We start from the raw sequence: 17,542 nt of genomic DNA, 5'->3' as shown, positions 1-17,542 counted from the left end.
CGTGCTTTTTCTTCCGGGGTGCTGTCGATCTGGTCGAACGCACGCGCCTGGCCACCGTTGGTTTTAGCCAGAACGGTAGTGATAGCTGCAGTCAGGGTGGTTTTACCGTGGTCGACGTGACCGATGGTGCCCACGTTTACGTGCAGTTTGTTACGTTGAAATTGCTCTTTCGCCATGGCGATATTCCTTACGTTATGCCTTCATCACTTTGGATGAAGGCATCAGTTCAAATTTAAACCGTAGCTTATTTGCTACGAGCTTCAATAACGGCCTGCGCAACGTTGTTCGGCGCGTCGTCATACTTCAGGAACTCCATGGAGTACGAAGCACGACCTTTGGTCAGAGAGCGCAGCTGAGTTGCATATCCGAACATTTCAGACAGCGGGACTTCAGCGTGGATCTGAACGCCAGTAGCGTTAGATTCTTGCCCTTTGAGCATACCACGACGACGGCTAAGGTCACCGATTACGTCACCGGTGTTCTCTTCTGGGGTCTCGACTTCAACCTTCATGATAGGCTCAAGCAGAACTGGCTGCGCTTTCTTAAAGCCATCTTTAAAGGCAATAGACGCGGCTAGTTTAAACGCCAGCTCAGAGGAGTCAACGTCATGGTAAGAACCGAAGTGCAGACGAACACCCAGATCCACAACCGGATAACCGGCCAGTGGGCCTGATTTCAGCTGCTCCTGGATACCTTTATCAACCGCAGGGATGAATTCGCCAGGAATTACACCACCTTTGATATCGTTGACAAATTCGTAACCTTTCGGGTTCGAACCTGGCTCCAGTGGGTACATGTCGATAACAACATGACCGTACTGACCACGACCACCAGACTGCTTGGCGTGCTTACCTTCAATACCGGTAACTTTAGAGCGGATCGCTTCACGATAAGCAACCTGTGGTTTACCCACGTTTGCTTCAACGTTGAATTCACGCTTCATACGGTCAACGATGATGTCGAGGTGCAGCTCACCCATACCGGCGATGATGGTCTGGTTGGTTTCTTCATCAGTCCATACGCGGAATGATGGATCTTCCTTCGCCAGACGACCCAGAGCCAGACCCATTTTTTCCTGGTCAGCTTTGGTTTTCGGCTCAACGGCGATAGAGATTACCGGCTCAGGGAATTCCATGCGCTCAAGAATGATGACGTTGTCTGGATCACACAGCGTGTCACCCGTGGTTACGTCTTTCAAGCCGATCGCTGCTGCGATGTCGCCCGCACGAACTTCTTTGATCTCTTCACGTTTGTTGGCGTGCATCTGAACAATACGGCCCAGACGCTCACGGTTTGACTTAACCGGGTTGAACACGGTGTCGCCAGTGTTAACCACACCAGAGTAAACGCGGAAGAAGGTCAGGTTACCAACAAACGGGTCGGTAGCGATTTTGAACGCCAGTGCAGCAAACGGCTCTTTGTCGTCTGAGTGACGCTCAGCCGGCGTGTCTTTACCGTCGTCCAGCATACCGTTAATCGCGGTAACGTCAGTCGGTGCTGGCAGGTATTCAACAACCGCATCCAGCATCGCCTGAACACCTTTGTTCTTAAATGCAGAACCACAGGTAACCAGGATGATTTCGTTCTTCAGAACGCGTTTGCGCAGAGATGTTTTGATCTCTTCTTCTGTCAGTTCTTCACCGCCGAAGAATTTCTCCATCAGCTCATCAGAACCTTCAGCTGCAGCTTCAACAAGCTTCGCACGCCATTCTTCAGCCAGTTCCTGCATATTAGCTGGGATATCTTCGTATACGAAGGTAACGCCCTGATCGGCATCGTTCCAGTTGATAGCTTTCATTTTCACCAGGTCAACAACACCGGTAAAGCCGTCTTCTGCGCCGATGGCCAGCTGAAGTGGAACTGGGTTTGCACCCAAGCGCGCTTTCATCTGATCAACAACTTTCAGGAAGTTAGCACCCATGCGGTCCATTTTGTTAACGAACGCAATGCGTGGAACTTTATATTTGTTCGCCTGGCGCCATACGGTTTCAGACTGTGGCTGAACACCACCAACCGCACAGTAAACCATGACTGCGCCATCAAGCACACGCATAGAACGCTCAACTTCGATGGTGAAGTCAACGTGTCCCGGGGTGTCGATGATGTTTACGTGGTGTGGTTCAAACTGCTTAGCCATACCAGACCAGAAACAGGTGGTCGCAGCAGACGTGATGGTAATACCACGTTCCTGCTCCTGCTCCATCCAGTCCATGGTTGCTGCGCCGTCATGGACTTCACCGATTTTGTGGTTTACACCGGTGTAGAACAGAACACGTTCGGTAGTTGTAGTCTTACCGGCGTCGATGTGGGCACTGATACCAATGTTACGGTAGCGCTCAATGGGTGTTTTACGAGCCATTTGATTCCTCTGATTCTTAGACGTTCTAAGTTAAAAAAGCCCAGCAGGTGAGTCACTGGGACGCCCGCTGGGTTAATAACAACTACGAAGCTGTTACCAGCGGTAGTGTGCGAACGCCTTGTTGGCTTCTGCCATGCGGTGAACGTCTTCACGTTTCTTAACTGCAGTACCTTTGTTTTCTGCAGCATCAGAAAGTTCGTTCGCCAGGCGGAGAGCCATAGATTTATCACCGCGTTTACGAGCAGCTTCTACGATCCAACGCATTGCCAGGGCATTACGACGAACCGGACGGACTTCAACTGGAACCTGGTAGGTAGACCCACCAACGCGACGTGACTTAACTTCGACAGTCGGACGCACGTTCTCGAGAGCAACCTCGAACGCTTCCAGGCCATCTTTACCAGCGCGTTGAGCCAGGGTCTCAAGCGCGGTGTAGACGATAGTTTCGGCAGTAGACTTTTTACCATCTACCATCAGGATGTTTACAAATTTAGCCAGCAGCTCTGATCCGAACTTAGGATCCGGCAGAATTTTACGCTGACCAATGACGCGACGACGTGGCATGGAAATACTCCGTTGTTAATTCAGGATTGTCCAAAACTCTACGAGTTTAGTTTGACATTTAAGTTAAAACGTTTGGCCTTACTTAACGGAGAACCATTAAGCCTTTGGCTTCTTCACGCCGTACTTGGAGCGTGACTGCTTACGGTCTTTAACACCTGAGCAGTCCAGCGCGCCACGGACGGTGTGGTAACGCACACCTGGCAAGTCTTTAACACGACCGCCACGGATCAGGATCACGGAGTGTTCCTGCAGGTTATGACCTTCACCGCCGATGTAGGAGGTAACTTCAAAACCGTTAGTCAAACGCACACGGCAAACTTTACGCAGTGCTGAGTTTGGTTTTTTAGGAGTGGTAGTGTACACACGAGTACAAACACCACGTTTCTGCGGGCAAGCTTCCAGCGCCGGCACGTTGCTCTTTGCAACTTTGCGGACGCGTGGTTTGCGAACCAGCTGGTTAACTGTTGCCATTAAATAGCTCCTGGGATTTAGCTTTTTGCTTCGTAAACACGTAATAAATCACCTCGTAGAATTACGAGGAGGCAGAATTTTAGGGCTGTGTCAAAAGGGTGTCAAGAAATAACCAGGGGGTCAGCGAATTACCAGGCCATTTGTTGTCGATGTTTTACCGTTAACGCAACGAAAAAAGTATAGTCTACTGGCTGCACAATGGGAGAAATTTGCTCACTCAGCCCGCGTGCGCTCAGATCGTCTTGCAGCGCCCAGAGTTTTACACCGCAGGCGCTCAGTTTTTCCAGCGCCCTACTGCCCTGGATCGCTGCCAGTACGCCGTCCTGCAACAATAACAGGTCGTCGTCCGGGCTCAACAGTAATGACAGCGTATCAATGTCGCTGTAAGCCGGCGAATGAAATAAAGTATGCAGCATGACTCGCTCTTAAAAAGTCAGGATTCGGTCAAAGCCAGCCAGTTTTTGACGCAGTAACGGCGCATCTAAAATCTCAGCATCCAAAATACGCGGAGCACTTTCCGCTAAACCGCGAACCCGCAACGCGTCCCGACACAGGTAACATTGCTCGATATCATACAGCGCCAGCACACCAAAGGTCGCGGCATAATGACGACTGTGAATATTTTCTGGCTGTTGCCCGCTGTTGAGCTGAAGTACACCGTCACCAATAAAAAACAGGCCGATGTCATCGCTTAATGCACCGGTCGCCAAGGCAGCATCCAGCCCTTCACGACCTGCACTGGTGCCATGCGGCGCACGGGTAAAGACAAACGCAACACGATTCATCAGAACTGCACCATGCGTTCGCACCGCAGTGCCGCTTCAGCCAGCGCACCCAAGCCGGCCAGCATGAAGCCGGGTTGCAGATTAGCGCCGGGCAACGCCAGCCTTGACGCTTCCTGTTGATCGGTCACGCCGCGCCGTAATGCTGCTGCGACACAGATATTCAGCGCGACGCCCTGTGCCTGGCTCAGTGACTGCCACGCCCGGACCAGATCAAACTCATCACTGGCCGGTGCCGTCAGCTGATTCGCATTCAGCACGCCTTCCCGGTAAAAAAACACACTGTCCAGTTGATGGCCGGCTGCCAGCAACGCGTTGGCAAACAGCAGAGCGCTGGTCGCCTGTTGCGTGCCATAGGCGGGGCCCGTGACCAACAGCGCGTAACGCATTAGCGATCCTGCCCCTGGAAGTCACCGTTTTTAAACTGACGGATGTAGAGATACACGGTGTGCTTGGAAATATTTAAGCGGTCTGCAACCTGGTTGATGGCATCTTTGATGTCGAAAATACCTTTCTCATACAGGTTTAATACGATCTGACGGTTCTTGGCATTATTCGACACATTGCGATCGGCGCTCACTTCTTCAATAGTAAATTCCAGCGTTTGCATGACCAGGTCGTCTACCGAACTGGCAAAGTTAACGTTGGAGTCAACCTGCTGCATTTCAGGCGGCAGAAATGTCGACATAATCTGTGAAAACGGCACATCAAGGTTCATGTTGATACACAACAGCCCAATAACCCGCTGCTGACGATTGCGAATCGCGATTGTCACTGACTTCATCAACACACCGCTTTTCGCACGGGTAAAGTAAGCGCGGGAAACATTGCTGTCTGCGCCCTGCATATCATGCAGCATGCGCAACGCTAAGTCCGTAATGGGCGATCCGACTTTACGACCAGTGTGCTCACCGTTAGCAATACGCACAGCCGAACAGTTCAAATCCTCCAGTGAGTGCAGGACGATTTCACAATGCGAGCCGATCAGCATGGCAAGGCCATCTACGACAGCCTCATACGACTTTAAAATATCGTAATCAGTTTGCTCGAACGGATGCTGCTCCAGAAGATCGAAGTCGCTCAGTTCACCGGGATTGAATGGATTAGACATTGAAGACATCACCCTACATGGCTGGAGCCTGTCACAGCGGCTTACGGGCAGACTCAATATTGGGATAATTATGCAGGCGATAGTCTGGCAAATGTCGCGGGCTTATGCCAGAGGTTTGTCATAACGCGCAGAAACCGCCACCCGAAGGTGGCGGCAGACAGATTACTGGGATTTCTTCGCGTCAGCAGCAGGTGCCTGCGTTTTTTCATCTGCTTTTGGTGCAGGTTTGATATCAAGCAGTTCAACATCAAAGACCAGGGTAGAGTTCGCTGGAATACCCGGAACGCCGTTCTTACCATAGGCAAGATTCGGTGGGATAACCAGTTTGATCTTACCGCCTTTCTTAACGTGCTTCAGGCCTTCGGTCCAGCCTGGGATCACGCCATCAAGACGGAATGACAGTGGCTCACCGCGGGTGTAAGAGTTATCGAACTCCGTACCGTCGATCAGCGTACCTTTGTAGTTTACGACCACGGTATCGCTGTCTTTCGGCGCATCACCGGTGCCTTCTTTCTCTACTTTGTACAGCAGACCGCTGTCGGTTTTCTTCACGCCGCTCTCTTTGGCAAACTTAGCGCTGTAAGCTTCACCTTTCTCGGCATTTTCTTTCGCATCTTTTTCCATCTTGGCTGAAGCCGCGCCTTTCACACGCACTTCAAACGCCTGCAGTGTTTGCTCGATCTCTTCGTCAGACAGTTTGCTCTTGCCACCAAACGCATCCTGAACACCGGCAATCAGCTGCTGTTTGTCCAGTTTGATGCCCAGCTTCTCTTGTTCTTTCAGAGAGTTGTCCATATAACGGCCCAGTGACGCACCCAAAGCATACGCAGATTGCTGATCTTCATTTTTGAAGGCTGCATTTTTTGGAGCCTGAGGAGCAGTCTGAGGCGCATCGGCTGCTGCCGGTGCCGCTGCAGTTTCTGCAGCCATTGCCAGCGGAGCATTCAGCGCGACGGCCATGGTGGTAGCTAACAATGTGACTTTGAACAGTGATTTCATCCTTTCTCCAAAACCGAAGCCTGACACCTCGGGAATCATTGCGGACTGCGGGCCCACACTATAACTTTACGTGGCAGTGGCGAACACTCCCACAGCGTAATTATCTGGTCTACTTCCGACCTTTTTTGCGTCAGGAAGTTTCACCAGAGATGATGCCATCTGGGCCTTTTTCAAGCTAAACGCTAAATAAAACATAAAAAATAGGGCAATTCTGCAACGTCAGCCTTTAGAATTATGCGCTGAGTAGCACCTTAACAGGAGAACAGGTCATGCAACAGTCAGAGTGGGAACAACGTATTGAAACGCTTGAAAGCAAACTGGCTTTTCAGGAGATGACTATCGATCAACTGAACAATACCGTGGTCCAGCATGAACTTGAAATGAGTAAGATGCGCGAACATATGCGTCTGTTGCTTGAGAAGTTTAAAGCCAGCGCGCCATCGATGATTGCCGATCCGTCAGAAGAAACCCCACCGCCGCATTACTGATACAGGCCTGGGTCCCCGAACATCTGGCGCGATCCGAAAGACGCAAAAAAGTAAGGCCACCCGGAGGTGGCCTTGAAATGCAGAGTCGAACTTAGTGGCTGCAACCGCAACCGCCAGTGCCGCAACCACCCTGACCGTGGTCATGATCGTGGTCGTGGTCATGGTCATGGTCGTGATCGTGGTGATGGCCATCAGCACCGTGAACGTGGCCATGAGCCAGCTCTTCCGGTGTGGCTTCACGAATCGCAACCACCTCAACATTGAAATTCAGGTTCTGACCCGCCAGCATGTGGTTACCGTCAACCACAACATGCTCGTCTTCAACTTCGGTGATTTCAACCGGCACTGGACCCTGGTCGGTTTCCGCCAGAAAACGCATGCCAACCTGTAATTCGTCAACGCCCATAAAGACGTCTTTAGGTACGCGCTGTACCAGGTTGTCATCGTACTGACCGTAAGCGTCGTTTGCCGGGATATGCACGTCAAACTTATCGCCCGCTACGTGGTTTTCCAGCGCGTTTTCCAGACCAGAAATCAGGGAACCATGACCGTGCAGATAGTCTAACGGTGCACTCACCGGTGACTCGTCAACCAACACACCGTCTTCTGTACGTACCTGATAGGCCAGGCTTACCACCAGGTCTTTTGCTACTTTCATGATATCTCCTAACCGTTGAGAACTAAGATCCCGTCTCATTGGTCTATTCTTGCGTGCAATAACACCAACCAGAAAGGTTCGGGGCTGAGTACAAGAGGCTGTCTTTTTCTCTTGCGACCACAGCGTTAATGGCGTCAATTGTAACGGAATTCAATCCCGCTGTGTGGTTAAGCTTAAAAAAAGCTGGGCCATTTCGCTACTCTGGATGGAAAATTCCTATCACTTGCTCATTGCCACGAACCTGATCGCGCGCCTGTTTATCCGCTTCGCGCATTTGGTGGCCGCACTTCACACACTCAACGACATCGACATTGTTTTCGCGCCACATAGCCAGCGTGTCTTTTTCCTGGCAGTGCGGACAAACCGCACCGGCAATAAAACGTTTACGCATGATGCTCTACCTGCCTCTTCTGATTACTCATCGTCGTCCCAGTCATGGATCTGACGCCTTTCGTGCTGCATTTCGCGCTGAAAAATATCTTCAAGTTCACGCCGAGCTTCACGTACCCGAGAAATCTGTGCCTTGTCAGATTGGGCGGGCACCAGTTCCCGCAACATACGCATATCCAGCCGACGGAAGTGCTGCTGCGCACGGTGCGCCTGATGCGGATGCATCCCCAGCGACATCAATGTCTTGCGGCCCAGCTCCAGCGCACTGGAGAAGGTTTCACGCGAGAACTGCGTGACGCCTGCCTGCAGCAGTTCATGGGCTTCTACGCGGCCGCGAGCCCGCGCCATGATATGCAGATGCGGAAAATGCTGCTGGCAGAGATGCACAATCGTCATGGCATCTTCAGGATTGCTACAGGTAATTACGATGGATTGCGCACTGGCCGCACCCGCCGCACGTAGCAGCTCCAGCTCGGTGGCATCACCATAATAAACCTTGTAGCCATATTTTCGCATCAGGCTCACTGCGCTGATATCCCGCTCCAGTACCGTGATACGTTTATTGTTCGCCATCAGTAAACGACCAACGACCTGACCAAAACGACCAAAGCCCACCACGATGACCTGGGGCTGATCGTCCTCGACGAACGGTTTTTCGGCATCTTCGTCAATTTCATTAAAACGACGCGCTAACAGCCGATCGATGACCTGCATCAGAAGTGGCGTGGTCATCATGGACAGGGTTACGGTAACCAGCAGGAGCGGCAGTTGATCGCCCGAAAACAGTTTGGCCGATGAGGCCGCAGAAAACAGCACAAAGGCAAACTCTCCGCCCTGGCTCAGTACACCGGCAAACTGCTGGCGCTCCGAGCTGCGCAAACCATAAATCCGTCCCAGCACATACAAAACCAGGATCTTCACCGCCACCAGCACCAGTACGCCCAGCAAGATCGCGATAATATGGGTATAGAGCACGCCAAGATTCAGCGCCATGCCTACCGAAATAAAAAACAGCCCAAGCAGTAAACCTTTAAACGGCTCGATCGCCACTTCCAGCTCGTGCCGGTATTCACTTTCCGCCAACAGGATGCCGGCGATAAATGTCCCTAACGCCATGGATAAGCCCAGCGCATCCATAAACAGCGCCGAACCCAGCACCAACAGCAATGACGCCGCGGTAAACACCTCGCGTACGCCCGAGGCCGCGATATAGCGAAAAATGGGGCGCAGCAAATAGCGGCCCCCAATTAACATGCCGGCAAAGGCCAGCACCTTCATGCCCACTTTCATCCAGTCGATGCTGCCGCTGTCATTTCCTGCCAACAGTGGAATCAACGCCAGAGCCGGTATCACCGCCAGGTCCTGAAACAGCAGCACCGAAAAACCTAACTGCCCGGATTCGCTGCGATTCATGCCTTTATCGCGCATCAGCTGGAGCGCCATCGCCGTGGATGACATTGCCAGGCCAATACCGCCAATGACCGCGGCTCGCCAGTCAAACTTCGTCAGCCACAGCAATGCGCCCAGAATCGCCGCTGAAAAAATGACCTGCGCCGCGCCAATACCAAAAATGGAACGGCGCAGCGCCCACAGCTTTGCCGGATTAAGTTCCAGCCCGATGATGAACATCAGGAACACGACGCCCAGCTCGGAAAAGTGCAGGATCTCGTCAACGTCGCTAATAAAACCCAGTCCCCAGGGTCCGATAGCAATACCGGCCAGCAAATATCCCAAAACTGCGCCAATACCGAGGCGCGCCGCTACCGGTACGATCAGTACCGCCGCGACCAGATAGATCACTCCCGCGGTCAGCAGCGTTTGTCCTTCCATTTATAACCCTCCATTCGGCAGCGGTGCTGCCAGCCAGTCGCTGTATGCGCGGGCATAATTTTTCAGTAAATCGGGGTGCTGGCGGCGGGCCCAGTAGACAATCATCGGCGGCATCCAGTGCATACGGCACATCTGCGCCGTCAGCTCAAAGGGGCGCAAAATGTCATTCATGGAATAACGGTTAAGCCCGTGCTTCTGGAACGCCGTTTCTGGCTCTCCTGTGGTCACAATGCTGCGCCAGTATTTTCCTTCCAGCGCATTACCATCTACGCCGTTGGCAAACCCCCGCGACAGTACGCGATCCAGCCACTCTTTTAACAGCGCCGGACAGCTATAGGTATAGAGCGGATGCTGAAAAATAATCACATCATGCTCACGCAGCAGCTGCTGCTCGTGGTAGACATCGATAAAAAAATCCGGGTAGGCAGCATAGAGATCGTGAACGGTGACATGTTCTGTTTTCTCAGCCGCCTCCAGCAAAATGCGATTTGCTTTCGAATCCTGTGCTTCAGGATGAGCAAATAGCAGCAAAATCTTAGGTGGCTGCGACATCCTTTCCCTCCAAAGCGTCGTCATTGGTGCAGATTTCCGCTACCATGCACAACGCAACAAGAACCCAATTATGTTGCAGGTAAATTAACATATTCTGACGATACGGCGCTTATGATTGTCTTCTCTGCCCTACAAATTCGCCGCGGTATTCGCGTCCTGCTCGATAACGCGACCGCTACCATCAATCCCGGCCAAAAAGTCGGGCTGGTGGGTAAAAACGGCTGTGGAAAATCCACGCTGCTGTCGTTGCTGAAAGGCGAGATCAGCAGCGATGCTGGCTCCTTCACCTTTCCCGGCAACTGGTCACTCGCCTGGGTTAATCAGGAAACTCCTGCCCTGAGCCAGGCTGCCCTTGACTATGTCATCGATGGCGATCGTGAGTACCGCCAGCTTGAAGCGGAACTGGCAGAGGCGAACATCAGCAATGACGGAAATGCCATCGCCCTGTTGCACGCTAAGCTCGACACCATTCAGGCATGGACGATTCAGTCACGTGCCTCAAGCTTGTTGCACGGGCTGGGATTTAGTCAGGAACAGCTTCAGCGTCCGGTGAGTGATTTTTCTGGCGGCTGGCGCATGCGACTTAACCTGGCGCAGGCGTTGCTGTGTCGTTCAGACCTGCTGTTGCTGGATGAACCGACTAACCACCTCGATCTGGATGCGGTTATCTGGCTGGAGCGCTGGCTGAAAAGCTATGAAGGCACGCTGATTCTAATCTCGCACGATCGCGACTTCCTTGATCCTGTGGTGGATAAAATTATCCACATCGAACAGCAAACGATGATCGAGTACACCGGCAACTACAGCTCCTTCGAACGCCAGCGCGTAGCCAAGCTGGCACAGCAGCAGGCGTTATATCAGAGCCAGCAGGAAAAAGTGGCTCACCTGCAAAAATATATTGATCGCTTCCGCGCTCAGGCGACCAAAGCGAAGCAGGCCCAAAGCCGCATTAAGATGCTGGAGCGCATGGAGCTGATTGCGCCTGCGCACGTCGATAATCCCTTTAGTTTCAGCTTCCGCGCCCCGGAAAGTCTGCCTAATCCGCTGCTGAAAATGGAAAAAGTGACCGCAGGCTATGGCGATCGCATTATTCTTGATGCCATTAAGCTTAACCTGGTGCCCGGCTCACGTATTGGCTTGCTGGGCCGCAACGGTGCCGGTAAATCCACGCTGATCAAGCTGTTGGCTGGCGAGCTTAGCGCGAAGGCGGGCGAGATTGGCCTGGCAAAAGGCATTAAGCTGGGTTACTTCGCCCAGCATCAGCTCGAATTCCTGCGTGCCGACGAATCGCCTTTACAGCACCTTTCCCGTATCGCACCGAAAGTGTTAGAGCAGCAGCTACGTGATTACCTTGGCGGCTTTGGCTTTCAGGGCGATAAAGTCACGGAGATCACCGAACGGTTCTCCGGTGGAGAAAAGGCTCGCCTGGTGCTGGCGCTCATCGTCTGGCAGCGCCCTAACCTGCTGTTGCTGGATGAACCCACCAACCATCTGGATCTGGATATGCGTCAGGCATTAACCGAGGCGCTCATCGATTTCGAAGGGGCGTTAGTGGTGGTCTCGCACGATCGCCATCTGTTACGCGCCACAACGGACGATCTCTATCTGGTTCACGATGGCAGCGTCGATGTGTTCCCCGGCGATCTGGAAGATTATCAGCAGTGGCTGAGCGATCTGCAAAAACAGCAGACGCAGCAGGACGCGGCACCTAAGCAGGACAATGGCAACAGCGCCCAGGCCCGTAAGGATCAGAAGCGCCGTGAGGCGGAGCTACGGACGCAAACCCAGCCGCTGCGCAAAGAGATAGAGAAATTAGAAAAGCAGATGGCGAAATGGCAAAGCCAGCTCGCCGACGCCGAAGCACTCCTCTCGGACAGCGCCATCTACGAACAACAGCGTAAGGCCGATCTCACTGCCGCGCTACAGAAGCAGGCCGAGAGTAAATCGGCGCTGGAAGAGGTGGAGATGGCCTGGCTGGAGGCGCAGGAGCAACTGGAAACGATGCTCACCGCCTGATCCAGGCGGCTGCGTTGGGACGTCTTCATCCCATCTGAGTTCACACCGCCGTACCGGCTCAGCGTCCGGTACGGTTCAATAGGGTTTATCGCCCAGCACCGTTGCCCGTTGCATCACCCGCCGTGTTGGATAATAGTCCGCATTCGCATAGTGCTGTGTGACCCGGTTGTCCCATATGGCCAAATCGTTTGGCTGCCAGCGCCAGCGCACCTGAAACTCCGGTTTCGTCACGTGGGCAAACAAGAAGCCCAGTAGCGCCTCGCTCTCTTTCTGACGGATATCCATGATTCGGGTAGTAAATCCCTCATTCACAAACAGGGCTTTTTTGCCGCTGACGGGATGCGTACGGATCACCGGATGGTACACCGGTGGGTTTTTCGCGACGGCCTGTTGCCAGCGCTGATGCTCCTCTGGCGTATTGCGGTGCTTGTATTCCGGAAACGATTTTGTAAAGTCATGTTCAGCCTGCAGTTCAGCCAGTAAGGTTTTAAAAGGCGCAGACAGCGCCTCATACGCCGCGATGCCGCTGGTCCACAGCGTGTCACCGCCACACTCCGGCAGCACTTTGGACGCAAGCAACGCCACGGCTGGCGGCGTTTGAATAAAGGTCACATCGGTGTGCCAGTTATCATTATCTGGCGGATTATCCTGATGCGTATCCAGAACAATGATCTCTTCAACGCCTTCCGCATGCGGATAAACCGGGTGGATATGAAGATCGCCAAAGCGAATCGCCAGCGCACGATGCTGTTCGGGCGTAATAACCTGCTCACGCAGGAACAGGACCTGGTGGCGCAGCAGCGCATGATAGAGCTGTTCAAACTGCGCATCACTGAGCGGACGGGATACATCAAGGTTGCCAACCTGGGCACCAATAAAAGGCCCGAGTGGCTTAATCTCTAACTTTTCGTTCATTTTTGCTCTCCATTCCAGGGCGTCAGGCGGCGCTGCAGCGCACGCAGACTCAGCTCTAAACTAAACGCAACCACGGCAATGACCGCGATCCCCGCCAGCACCACATCTGTCGCCAGAAACTCACCCGCCGACTGCACCATAAAACCTAAACCCCGGGTGGCCGCGATAAGCTCGGCGGCCACCAGTGTTGACCATCCCACACCAAGGCCAATTCGTAATCCCGTCAGTATCTCTGGCAAGGCGCCGGGTAAAATGACCCAACGTAGCTGCTGCCAGCGGTTCGCTCCCAGCGATGCCGCCGCGCGCAGACGCACCTGCTGCGCATTGCGCACGCCAGCGACCGTCGACAGCACCACCGGGGCGAACATCGCCAGAAAAATCAACAATATTTTCGATGTCTCACCAATACCGAACCAGATGACCATCAGGGGCAAATACGCCAGCGGCGGCACGGGCCGGTATAGCTCAATCAGCGGGTCGACCAGCGCACGCACCACCGGGCTGATGCCCATGGCAATCCCCACCGGGATGCCGATGGCCGCTGCCGCAGTTAAGGCAATCAGCATACGTGTCAGGCTGGCGGCCAAATGCTGCCACAGCGTGGCGTCCATAAAGCCTTGTGAACCGGCAACCAACAGCAGCTTTCGCACCACCTGCTGTGGCGAAGGTAAAAACAGCGGTGCAATCAGCCCCAGCGCGGTCACACTCCACCAGATGAACAGCAGCAGGAGCAGGCTTAGCGCGCTCAACGTAAACGGGGTGGAAAAAGGCCAGCGCAGGCGACGCTGGCGCACGCTTGTCGGCTCGTCATTGAGCAGCGCACTCATACAAATGCCTCCCGTTGTTCAAATACCCGACTCAGTACATATTCCCGCTGAGCAATAAAATCAGGATCGGATTTGATGCTGCGGCAGGGTTCGCCCTCCACAAAACGCTGACCGAAATTAAGCGTCAGTTTTTCCTGTACCCGGCCCGGCGACGGAGAGAGCAGCACCAGCTCGCTGGCCAAAAAGATGGCTTCTTCAATGTCATGGGTGATAAGCAGAATCTGCTTACCGCTGTTACGCCACAGGGTTAATAACAGCGTTTGCATTTGCTCACGGGTGAACGCGTCAAGCGCGCCGAAAGGCTCATCCAGCAGCAATAACTGTGGATCGGCCGCCAGCGCCCGGGCGATACCAACGCGCTGACGCTGACCACCGGATAGCTGCCAGATCTGCCGTTTTTCCGCGCCTTCCAGCCCAACGCTTTTGATAAAGCGCCGCGCAATCACCTCACGCGGCTGGCGCGCCATGCCGGCGAGCTGTAAACCGAAAGCCACATTATCCAGTACGTTACGCCACGGCAGCAGGCCTTCACTCTGAAACACCACGCCACGCTCTGCGCCCGGCCCGAGAACAGGCTTTCCGTCCAGGGAAATCGCGCCGGATTCGACCGGTAAAAACCCGGCAATCAGGTTAAGTAAGGTGGTTTTGCCACAGCCTGACGGCCCCAGAACCACCATCAGCGCTTTTTTATCAAGCTGCAGCGTGATGTCCTGTAACACAGGCTGACCGGCATAACTCGCGTTCAGGTGAGCGATACGTAACATGCTGTTCTCCTCAGGGTTTAACCAGGGGCGCAACAAAACGGCTGGTCACATAACTGCTGTAATCATTGCCCGCCTGCGGCACTTTGCCCTGCGCTTTCAAAAACTGCGCCGTATCCACAATGGCTTGATTAACAGGCTGTTCCAACTGCGTAACCTGTTGCGCGGCGGTGAGGTAGGTATTGCCCTTAACCAGCGCCGGAACCTGCTGTTCTGGCACGCCGCTTAAACGCGCGAGTTTGCGCAGATTGTCGGGCTGTTTAAGCCACTGCTCAGGATTGTCGAGATAGGCTTTCTGCGCCTCAAGGGCGCTGCGGGCAAAGGCGGTAACGATATCAGGATGCTGCTGAGCGAAGTCTTTGCGCACGACCCAGACATCCAGCGTGGGCGATCCCCAGCGGCCAACCTGTGAAGAGTCCGTTAAGACGTGGCCGTCCTTTTCCAGCGCATTCACTGCGGGCGCCCAAACGTACGCACCGTCAATGTCGCCGCGTTGCCAGGCTGCCACAATGGCGGGCGGTTGTAGATTCACCAGTTGAACCTGGGAAGGCTTGATGCCCCAGTGTTTTAAGGCGGAGAGCAAGCTGTAGTGCGTGGTGGAAATGAACGGGACGGCGATGCGTTTACCTATCAGGTCCTGAGGACTGGCGAGGTTTTTTTTGACCACCAGCGCCTCTGAATTCCCTAACTGTGAGGCCAGTAAAAAAGCTTCGACAGGCAGCTGTTGCGTCGCCGCCACGGCTAACGGACTGGACCCAATATTGCCGATCTGGACATCACCCGAAGCCAGTGCCCGCAGTACGCCCGCGCCGCTGTCGAATTTGCGCCACGCAACCGTCGCACCGCTCTCTTTGGCAAAGGTGTTATCTGCCTGCGCCACTTTGGCCGGTTCCGCCGAGGTTTGATAAGCCACCGTCACGTTGACCGCGCAGGCCTGAAAGGCCAGCAGTGACAGCACAGAAGCCAGAATCGTTAATCGCCCTTTCAACATGATTTTTTCCCATCACTTTTATGATGTGGGCAGTGTTGCTGGCGGGATTAATTTCACAAAGGAATTAAAAGTTATCCCTAATAGAAAGAAATTCTTAGATCATCATCTGCAATAGATTGCCGTTATATGCAAATTAAAATTCAGACAAAAAGCCATAAATTTGTCAGGCGCTCACATGCAGGTTGTGCTATTGATATGCGCTATTATTTGCTCCCTGGTGAGGTCTGCGAGTTCGATGTCGATCGACAAAGTTGCCCTGTTAGCTGGCGTGTCTAAGGCCACGGTATCCCGCGTGCTTAACGCTCACCCAGGTGTGAAGGCGGATACGCGTCAGAAAGTGCTGGATGCCATTTCCACAAGCGGCTATCAACCCAACCTGTTAGCCCGTCAACTGCGTACCTCGCAAAGCCATATGTTGCTGGTGCTGATTTCAGATATCACCAATCCCTTTTGCGCCAGAGTGGTGCAAGGCATTGAAGCGGAAGCAGAAATGCACGGTTACCACATCCTGCTGTGTAATTCTGCCTCACAGTTTAAACGTGAGGCCGCTTACCTGACGCTGTTAACGGGCAAAGTGGTTGATGGCGTCATTACGATGGACGCGGCGGCCGGCCTGCAAAGCCTTATTGATATCATCGGCGATTCGCCCTGGATTCAGTGCTGTGAGTTTGACCCACAGATTGCGGCCTCCTCGGTCTCCATTGATCATCTTGAAGCCGCCCGTGACACCATACATTACCTTGCCGCCAGGGGCCGCAAGCGCATCGCGCTGGTGAATGGCGACCTGCGTTATCTGTATTCCCAGTATCGTGAGCAGGGCTATCGCCAGGCCATCGAACAGTCGGATTTAGGCTGGGCAGAGGTGGTGTATACCGAAGGCATTTCCTGTGAGGAAGGCAGCCGGGCGTTACAGGAGATGTTGCGCCTGCCAGAACGACCGGACGCCGTCTTTGCCGTTTCCGATGTGCTGGCAGTTGGCGTGGTCCATGCGGCGCTGGAAGCTGGCTTGCGCGTACCGGACGATCTCGCCGTGGTCGGTTTTGACGGTATCCCGTTTACCAGTAGCCTGAATCCGCCGTTGACCACCATAGAGCAACCGATGTATCAGCTGGGTGCACGCAGCGTACAGTTGCTCCTGAAGAAAATTCGCCAGCCGCACGCGCCGGTTGTCAGGGAAGTGTTACCCTGGAAACGCCTGGAGCGAGCGTCCAGTTAGGATCAGTGCCAGATCAGCAGTACGCACGCCGCCGTTAACAGCCCCATGCTGAGGTTAAATATTTTCCACGCGCGCGGACTGCGTAAAATACGGCCGATCATGGCGCCAAAGCCCATCCAGATAATGCCCGCCACCAGATTGACCATAAACATCCCCCCGCTGATTAACAGTACAGAGTGATGATAACCGGCACCGGCCAGGCTAAAGCTCGCTATCGCCCCCAGGGCCATTAACCAGGCTTTGGGATTGATCAGCTGCAACAATCCTCCCTGCCAGAAAGGCATGGGCGCGACCGGCACCGCATCGGTCTCGAGCTTTTCATAGGCCGCGGTGGCGATTTTCCATGCCAGCCACAGCAAATAGAGGCTACCGGCCACTTTCAGAATCAGGTGCAATGAGGGATAGAGCAGAATCAATCCCCCTACGCCAAACGCCACCATGAGGAGCATCAGCTGCATACCAATCATGATGCCAACCATCAACGGAATGGTGCGAATAAAACCAAAGTTGGCACCTGAGGCGGTGAGTAACATATTATTAGGTCCGGGTGTTATCGCCGCGACCCAGAGAAACCCTAACAGTGATAAAAAAAGACTGAGTTCCATTTAACCG

Annotated in this window: 21 protein-coding genes; 3 read left to right on the top strand and 18 right to left on the bottom strand. The window is 53.7% G+C overall.

What is annotated here, in order from left to right:
- The 9 genes from NR177_RS16600 to fkpA all read right to left on the bottom strand — a co-directional run.
- Positions 1 to 176: GTP-binding protein (locus NR177_RS16600; protein ID WP_256853265.1), on the bottom strand; the 176-nt coding region annotated here is incomplete at its 3' end.
- Between the two features lie 68 nt (positions 177 to 244).
- On the bottom strand, positions 245 to 2,359 hold the full coding sequence (gene fusA, locus NR177_RS16595; RefSeq protein ID WP_063877470.1) for an elongation factor G: 2,115 nt from the start codon (positions 2,357 to 2,359) through the stop codon (positions 245 to 247).
- Between the two features lie 93 nt (positions 2,360 to 2,452).
- The gene (gene rpsG / locus NR177_RS16590) at positions 2,453 to 2,923 is read right to left on the bottom strand and encodes a 30S ribosomal protein S7 (RefSeq protein WP_063877471.1); all 471 of its coding nucleotides are present in this window, start codon (positions 2,921 to 2,923) and stop codon (positions 2,453 to 2,455) included.
- Positions 2,924 to 3,019: 96 nt separating this feature from the next.
- Positions 3,020 to 3,394, bottom strand: coding sequence for a 30S ribosomal protein S12 (gene rpsL / locus NR177_RS16585; protein ID WP_006120575.1), 375 nt, complete (start codon positions 3,392 to 3,394; stop codon positions 3,020 to 3,022).
- A gap of 128 nt (positions 3,395 to 3,522) precedes the next feature.
- Positions 3,523 to 3,810, bottom strand: coding sequence for a sulfurtransferase complex subunit TusB (tusB, locus tag NR177_RS16580; RefSeq protein ID WP_063877472.1), 288 nt, complete (start codon positions 3,808 to 3,810; stop codon positions 3,523 to 3,525).
- Between the two features lie 9 nt (positions 3,811 to 3,819).
- Positions 3,820 to 4,179 (bottom strand): sulfurtransferase complex subunit TusC, encoded by a 360-nt coding sequence (tusC, locus tag NR177_RS16575; protein WP_063877473.1) that lies wholly within the window; start codon positions 4,177 to 4,179, stop codon positions 3,820 to 3,822.
- Complete coding sequence (gene tusD, locus NR177_RS16570; protein WP_063877474.1) at positions 4,179 to 4,565, bottom strand: sulfurtransferase complex subunit TusD; 387 nt, start codon at positions 4,563 to 4,565, stop codon at positions 4,179 to 4,181. The genes tusC and tusD overlap by 1 nt, the downstream gene beginning before the upstream one ends.
- The gene (locus NR177_RS16565) at positions 4,565 to 5,287 is read right to left on the bottom strand and encodes a transcriptional regulator (RefSeq protein ID WP_063877475.1); all 723 of its coding nucleotides are present in this window, start codon (positions 5,285 to 5,287) and stop codon (positions 4,565 to 4,567) included. The genes tusD and NR177_RS16565 overlap by 1 nt, the downstream gene beginning before the upstream one ends.
- Positions 5,288 to 5,449: 162 nt before the next feature.
- Entirely contained in the window at positions 5,450 to 6,286 is an 837-nt protein-coding gene (fkpA, locus tag NR177_RS16560; RefSeq protein WP_024471368.1) for an FKBP-type peptidyl-prolyl cis-trans isomerase, read from the bottom strand.
- Positions 6,287 to 6,555: 269 nt separating this feature from the next.
- On the opposite strand from fkpA, the gene NR177_RS16555 reads away from it, so the two are divergent.
- Entirely contained in the window at positions 6,556 to 6,774 is a 219-nt protein-coding gene (locus NR177_RS16555) for a protein SlyX (protein ID WP_013027478.1), read from the top strand.
- Positions 6,775 to 6,865: 91 nt separating this feature from the next.
- Here NR177_RS16555 and slyD read toward each other — a convergent pair whose 3' ends face one another.
- From slyD to kefG, 4 genes are all read right to left on the bottom strand, one after another.
- Complete coding sequence (slyD, locus tag NR177_RS16550; protein WP_063877476.1) at positions 6,866 to 7,432, bottom strand: peptidylprolyl isomerase; 567 nt, start codon at positions 7,430 to 7,432, stop codon at positions 6,866 to 6,868.
- A gap of 196 nt (positions 7,433 to 7,628) precedes the next feature.
- On the bottom strand, positions 7,629 to 7,823 hold the full coding sequence (locus NR177_RS16545) for a YheV family putative zinc ribbon protein (protein WP_063877477.1): 195 nt from the start codon (positions 7,821 to 7,823) through the stop codon (positions 7,629 to 7,631).
- 23 nt (positions 7,824 to 7,846) lie between these two features.
- Positions 7,847 to 9,652 (bottom strand): glutathione-regulated potassium-efflux system protein KefB, encoded by a 1,806-nt coding sequence (gene kefB / locus NR177_RS16540; protein ID WP_096011082.1) that lies wholly within the window; start codon positions 9,650 to 9,652, stop codon positions 7,847 to 7,849.
- Positions 9,653 to 10,204 carry a glutathione-regulated potassium-efflux system ancillary protein KefG gene (gene kefG, locus NR177_RS16535; protein ID WP_256853263.1) on the bottom strand — a complete coding sequence of 184 codons (552 nt, stop codon included), beginning with the start codon at positions 10,202 to 10,204 and terminating at the stop codon, positions 9,653 to 9,655.
- Positions 10,205 to 10,315: 111 nt separating this feature from the next.
- Between kefG and NR177_RS16530 the strand changes: the two genes are divergently transcribed.
- Positions 10,316 to 12,220, top strand: coding sequence for an ABC transporter ATP-binding protein (locus NR177_RS16530; protein WP_241568164.1), 1,905 nt, complete (start codon positions 10,316 to 10,318; stop codon positions 12,218 to 12,220).
- Between the two features lie 75 nt (positions 12,221 to 12,295).
- On the opposite strand, the gene tauD is transcribed toward NR177_RS16530, so the two are convergent.
- From tauD to tauA, 4 genes are read right to left on the bottom strand one after another with little or no spacing between them, the layout of a single operon-like run.
- A complete protein-coding gene (tauD, locus tag NR177_RS16525; RefSeq protein WP_063877481.1) occupies positions 12,296 to 13,135 on the bottom strand; it encodes a taurine dioxygenase in 840 nt (279 codons plus the stop codon).
- Positions 13,132 to 13,962 (bottom strand): taurine ABC transporter permease TauC, encoded by an 831-nt coding sequence (gene tauC / locus NR177_RS16520; protein WP_256853262.1) that lies wholly within the window; start codon positions 13,960 to 13,962, stop codon positions 13,132 to 13,134. The genes tauD and tauC overlap by 4 nt, the downstream gene beginning before the upstream one ends.
- A complete protein-coding gene (gene tauB, locus NR177_RS16515) occupies positions 13,959 to 14,726 on the bottom strand; it encodes a taurine ABC transporter ATP-binding subunit (RefSeq protein WP_256853261.1) in 768 nt (255 codons plus the stop codon). Before tauB ends, tauC begins: the two co-directional genes overlap by 4 nt.
- Before the next feature lie 10 nt (positions 14,727 to 14,736).
- Positions 14,737 to 15,714 (bottom strand): taurine ABC transporter substrate-binding protein, encoded by a 978-nt coding sequence (gene tauA / locus NR177_RS16510; protein WP_256853260.1) that lies wholly within the window; start codon positions 15,712 to 15,714, stop codon positions 14,737 to 14,739.
- Positions 15,715 to 15,949: 235 nt separating this feature from the next.
- Here tauA and NR177_RS16505 point away from each other — a divergent pair, with 235 nt between their 5' ends.
- Positions 15,950 to 16,930 carry a LacI family DNA-binding transcriptional regulator gene (locus NR177_RS16505; protein WP_096011076.1) on the top strand — a complete coding sequence of 327 codons (981 nt, stop codon included), beginning with the start codon at positions 15,950 to 15,952 and terminating at the stop codon, positions 16,928 to 16,930.
- 2 nt (positions 16,931 to 16,932) lie between these two features.
- Here the strand turns inward: NR177_RS16505 and NR177_RS16500 are convergent, their stop codons facing one another.
- Positions 16,933 to 17,535 (bottom strand): LysE family translocator, encoded by a 603-nt coding sequence (locus NR177_RS16500; protein ID WP_063877486.1) that lies wholly within the window; start codon positions 17,533 to 17,535, stop codon positions 16,933 to 16,935.
- Between the last annotated feature and the right edge of the window lie 7 nt (positions 17,536 to 17,542).

It is taken from the genome of Pantoea sp. Fr+CA_20 (genome assembly GCF_024520835.1).
Taxonomy (GTDB): Bacteria; Pseudomonadota; Gammaproteobacteria; order Enterobacterales; family Enterobacteriaceae; genus Pantoea; species Pantoea allii.
The sequence above is the reverse complement of the archived record's forward strand: the minus strand, read 5'-3'. Positions and strand labels throughout refer to the sequence as shown.

What these genes read in the sequence shown, in the direction of transcription:
- fusA (WP_063877470.1), bottom strand. Translation starts at nt 2,359, where the DNA reads ATGGCTCGTAAAACACCCATTGAGCGCTACCGTAACATTGGTATCAGT.
- rpsG (WP_063877471.1), bottom strand. Translation starts at nt 2,923, where the DNA reads ATGCCACGTCGTCGCGTCATTGGTCAGCGTAAAATTCTGCCGGATCCT.
- rpsL (WP_006120575.1), bottom strand. Translation starts at nt 3,394, where the DNA reads ATGGCAACAGTTAACCAGCTGGTTCGCAAACCACGCGTCCGCAAAGTT.
- tusB (WP_063877472.1), bottom strand. Translation starts at nt 3,810, where the DNA reads ATGCTGCATACTTTATTTCATTCGCCGGCTTACAGCGACATTGATACG.
- tusC (WP_063877473.1), bottom strand. Translation starts at nt 4,179, where the DNA reads ATGAATCGTGTTGCGTTTGTCTTTACCCGTGCGCCGCATGGCACCAGT.
- tusD (WP_063877474.1), bottom strand. Translation starts at nt 4,565, where the DNA reads ATGCGTTACGCGCTGTTGGTCACGGGCCCCGCCTATGGCACGCAACAG.
- NR177_RS16565 (WP_063877475.1), bottom strand. Translation starts at nt 5,287, where the DNA reads ATGTCTAATCCATTCAATCCCGGTGAACTGAGCGACTTCGATCTTCTG.
- fkpA (WP_024471368.1), bottom strand. Translation starts at nt 6,286, where the DNA reads ATGAAATCACTGTTCAAAGTCACATTGTTAGCTACCACCATGGCCGTC.
- NR177_RS16555 (WP_013027478.1), top strand. Translation starts at nt 6,556, where the DNA reads ATGCAACAGTCAGAGTGGGAACAACGTATTGAAACGCTTGAAAGCAAA.
- slyD (WP_063877476.1), bottom strand. Translation starts at nt 7,432, where the DNA reads ATGAAAGTAGCAAAAGACCTGGTGGTAAGCCTGGCCTATCAGGTACGT.
- NR177_RS16545 (WP_063877477.1), bottom strand. Translation starts at nt 7,823, where the DNA reads ATGCGTAAACGTTTTATTGCCGGTGCGGTTTGTCCGCACTGCCAGGAA.
- kefB (WP_096011082.1), bottom strand. Translation starts at nt 9,652, where the DNA reads ATGGAAGGACAAACGCTGCTGACCGCGGGAGTGATCTATCTGGTCGCG.
- kefG (WP_256853263.1), bottom strand. Translation starts at nt 10,204, where the DNA reads ATGTCGCAGCCACCTAAGATTTTGCTGCTATTTGCTCATCCTGAAGCA.
- NR177_RS16530 (WP_241568164.1), top strand. Translation starts at nt 10,316, where the DNA reads ATGATTGTCTTCTCTGCCCTACAAATTCGCCGCGGTATTCGCGTCCTG.
- tauD (WP_063877481.1), bottom strand. Translation starts at nt 13,135, where the DNA reads ATGAACGAAAAGTTAGAGATTAAGCCACTCGGGCCTTTTATTGGTGCC.
- tauC (WP_256853262.1), bottom strand. Translation starts at nt 13,962, where the DNA reads ATGAGTGCGCTGCTCAATGACGAGCCGACAAGCGTGCGCCAGCGTCGC.
- tauB (WP_256853261.1), bottom strand. Translation starts at nt 14,726, where the DNA reads ATGTTACGTATCGCTCACCTGAACGCGAGTTATGCCGGTCAGCCTGTG.
- tauA (WP_256853260.1), bottom strand. Translation starts at nt 15,714, where the DNA reads ATGTTGAAAGGGCGATTAACGATTCTGGCTTCTGTGCTGTCACTGCTG.
- NR177_RS16505 (WP_096011076.1), top strand. Translation starts at nt 15,950, where the DNA reads ATGTCGATCGACAAAGTTGCCCTGTTAGCTGGCGTGTCTAAGGCCACG.
- NR177_RS16500 (WP_063877486.1), bottom strand. Translation starts at nt 17,535, where the DNA reads ATGGAACTCAGTCTTTTTTTATCACTGTTAGGGTTTCTCTGGGTCGCG.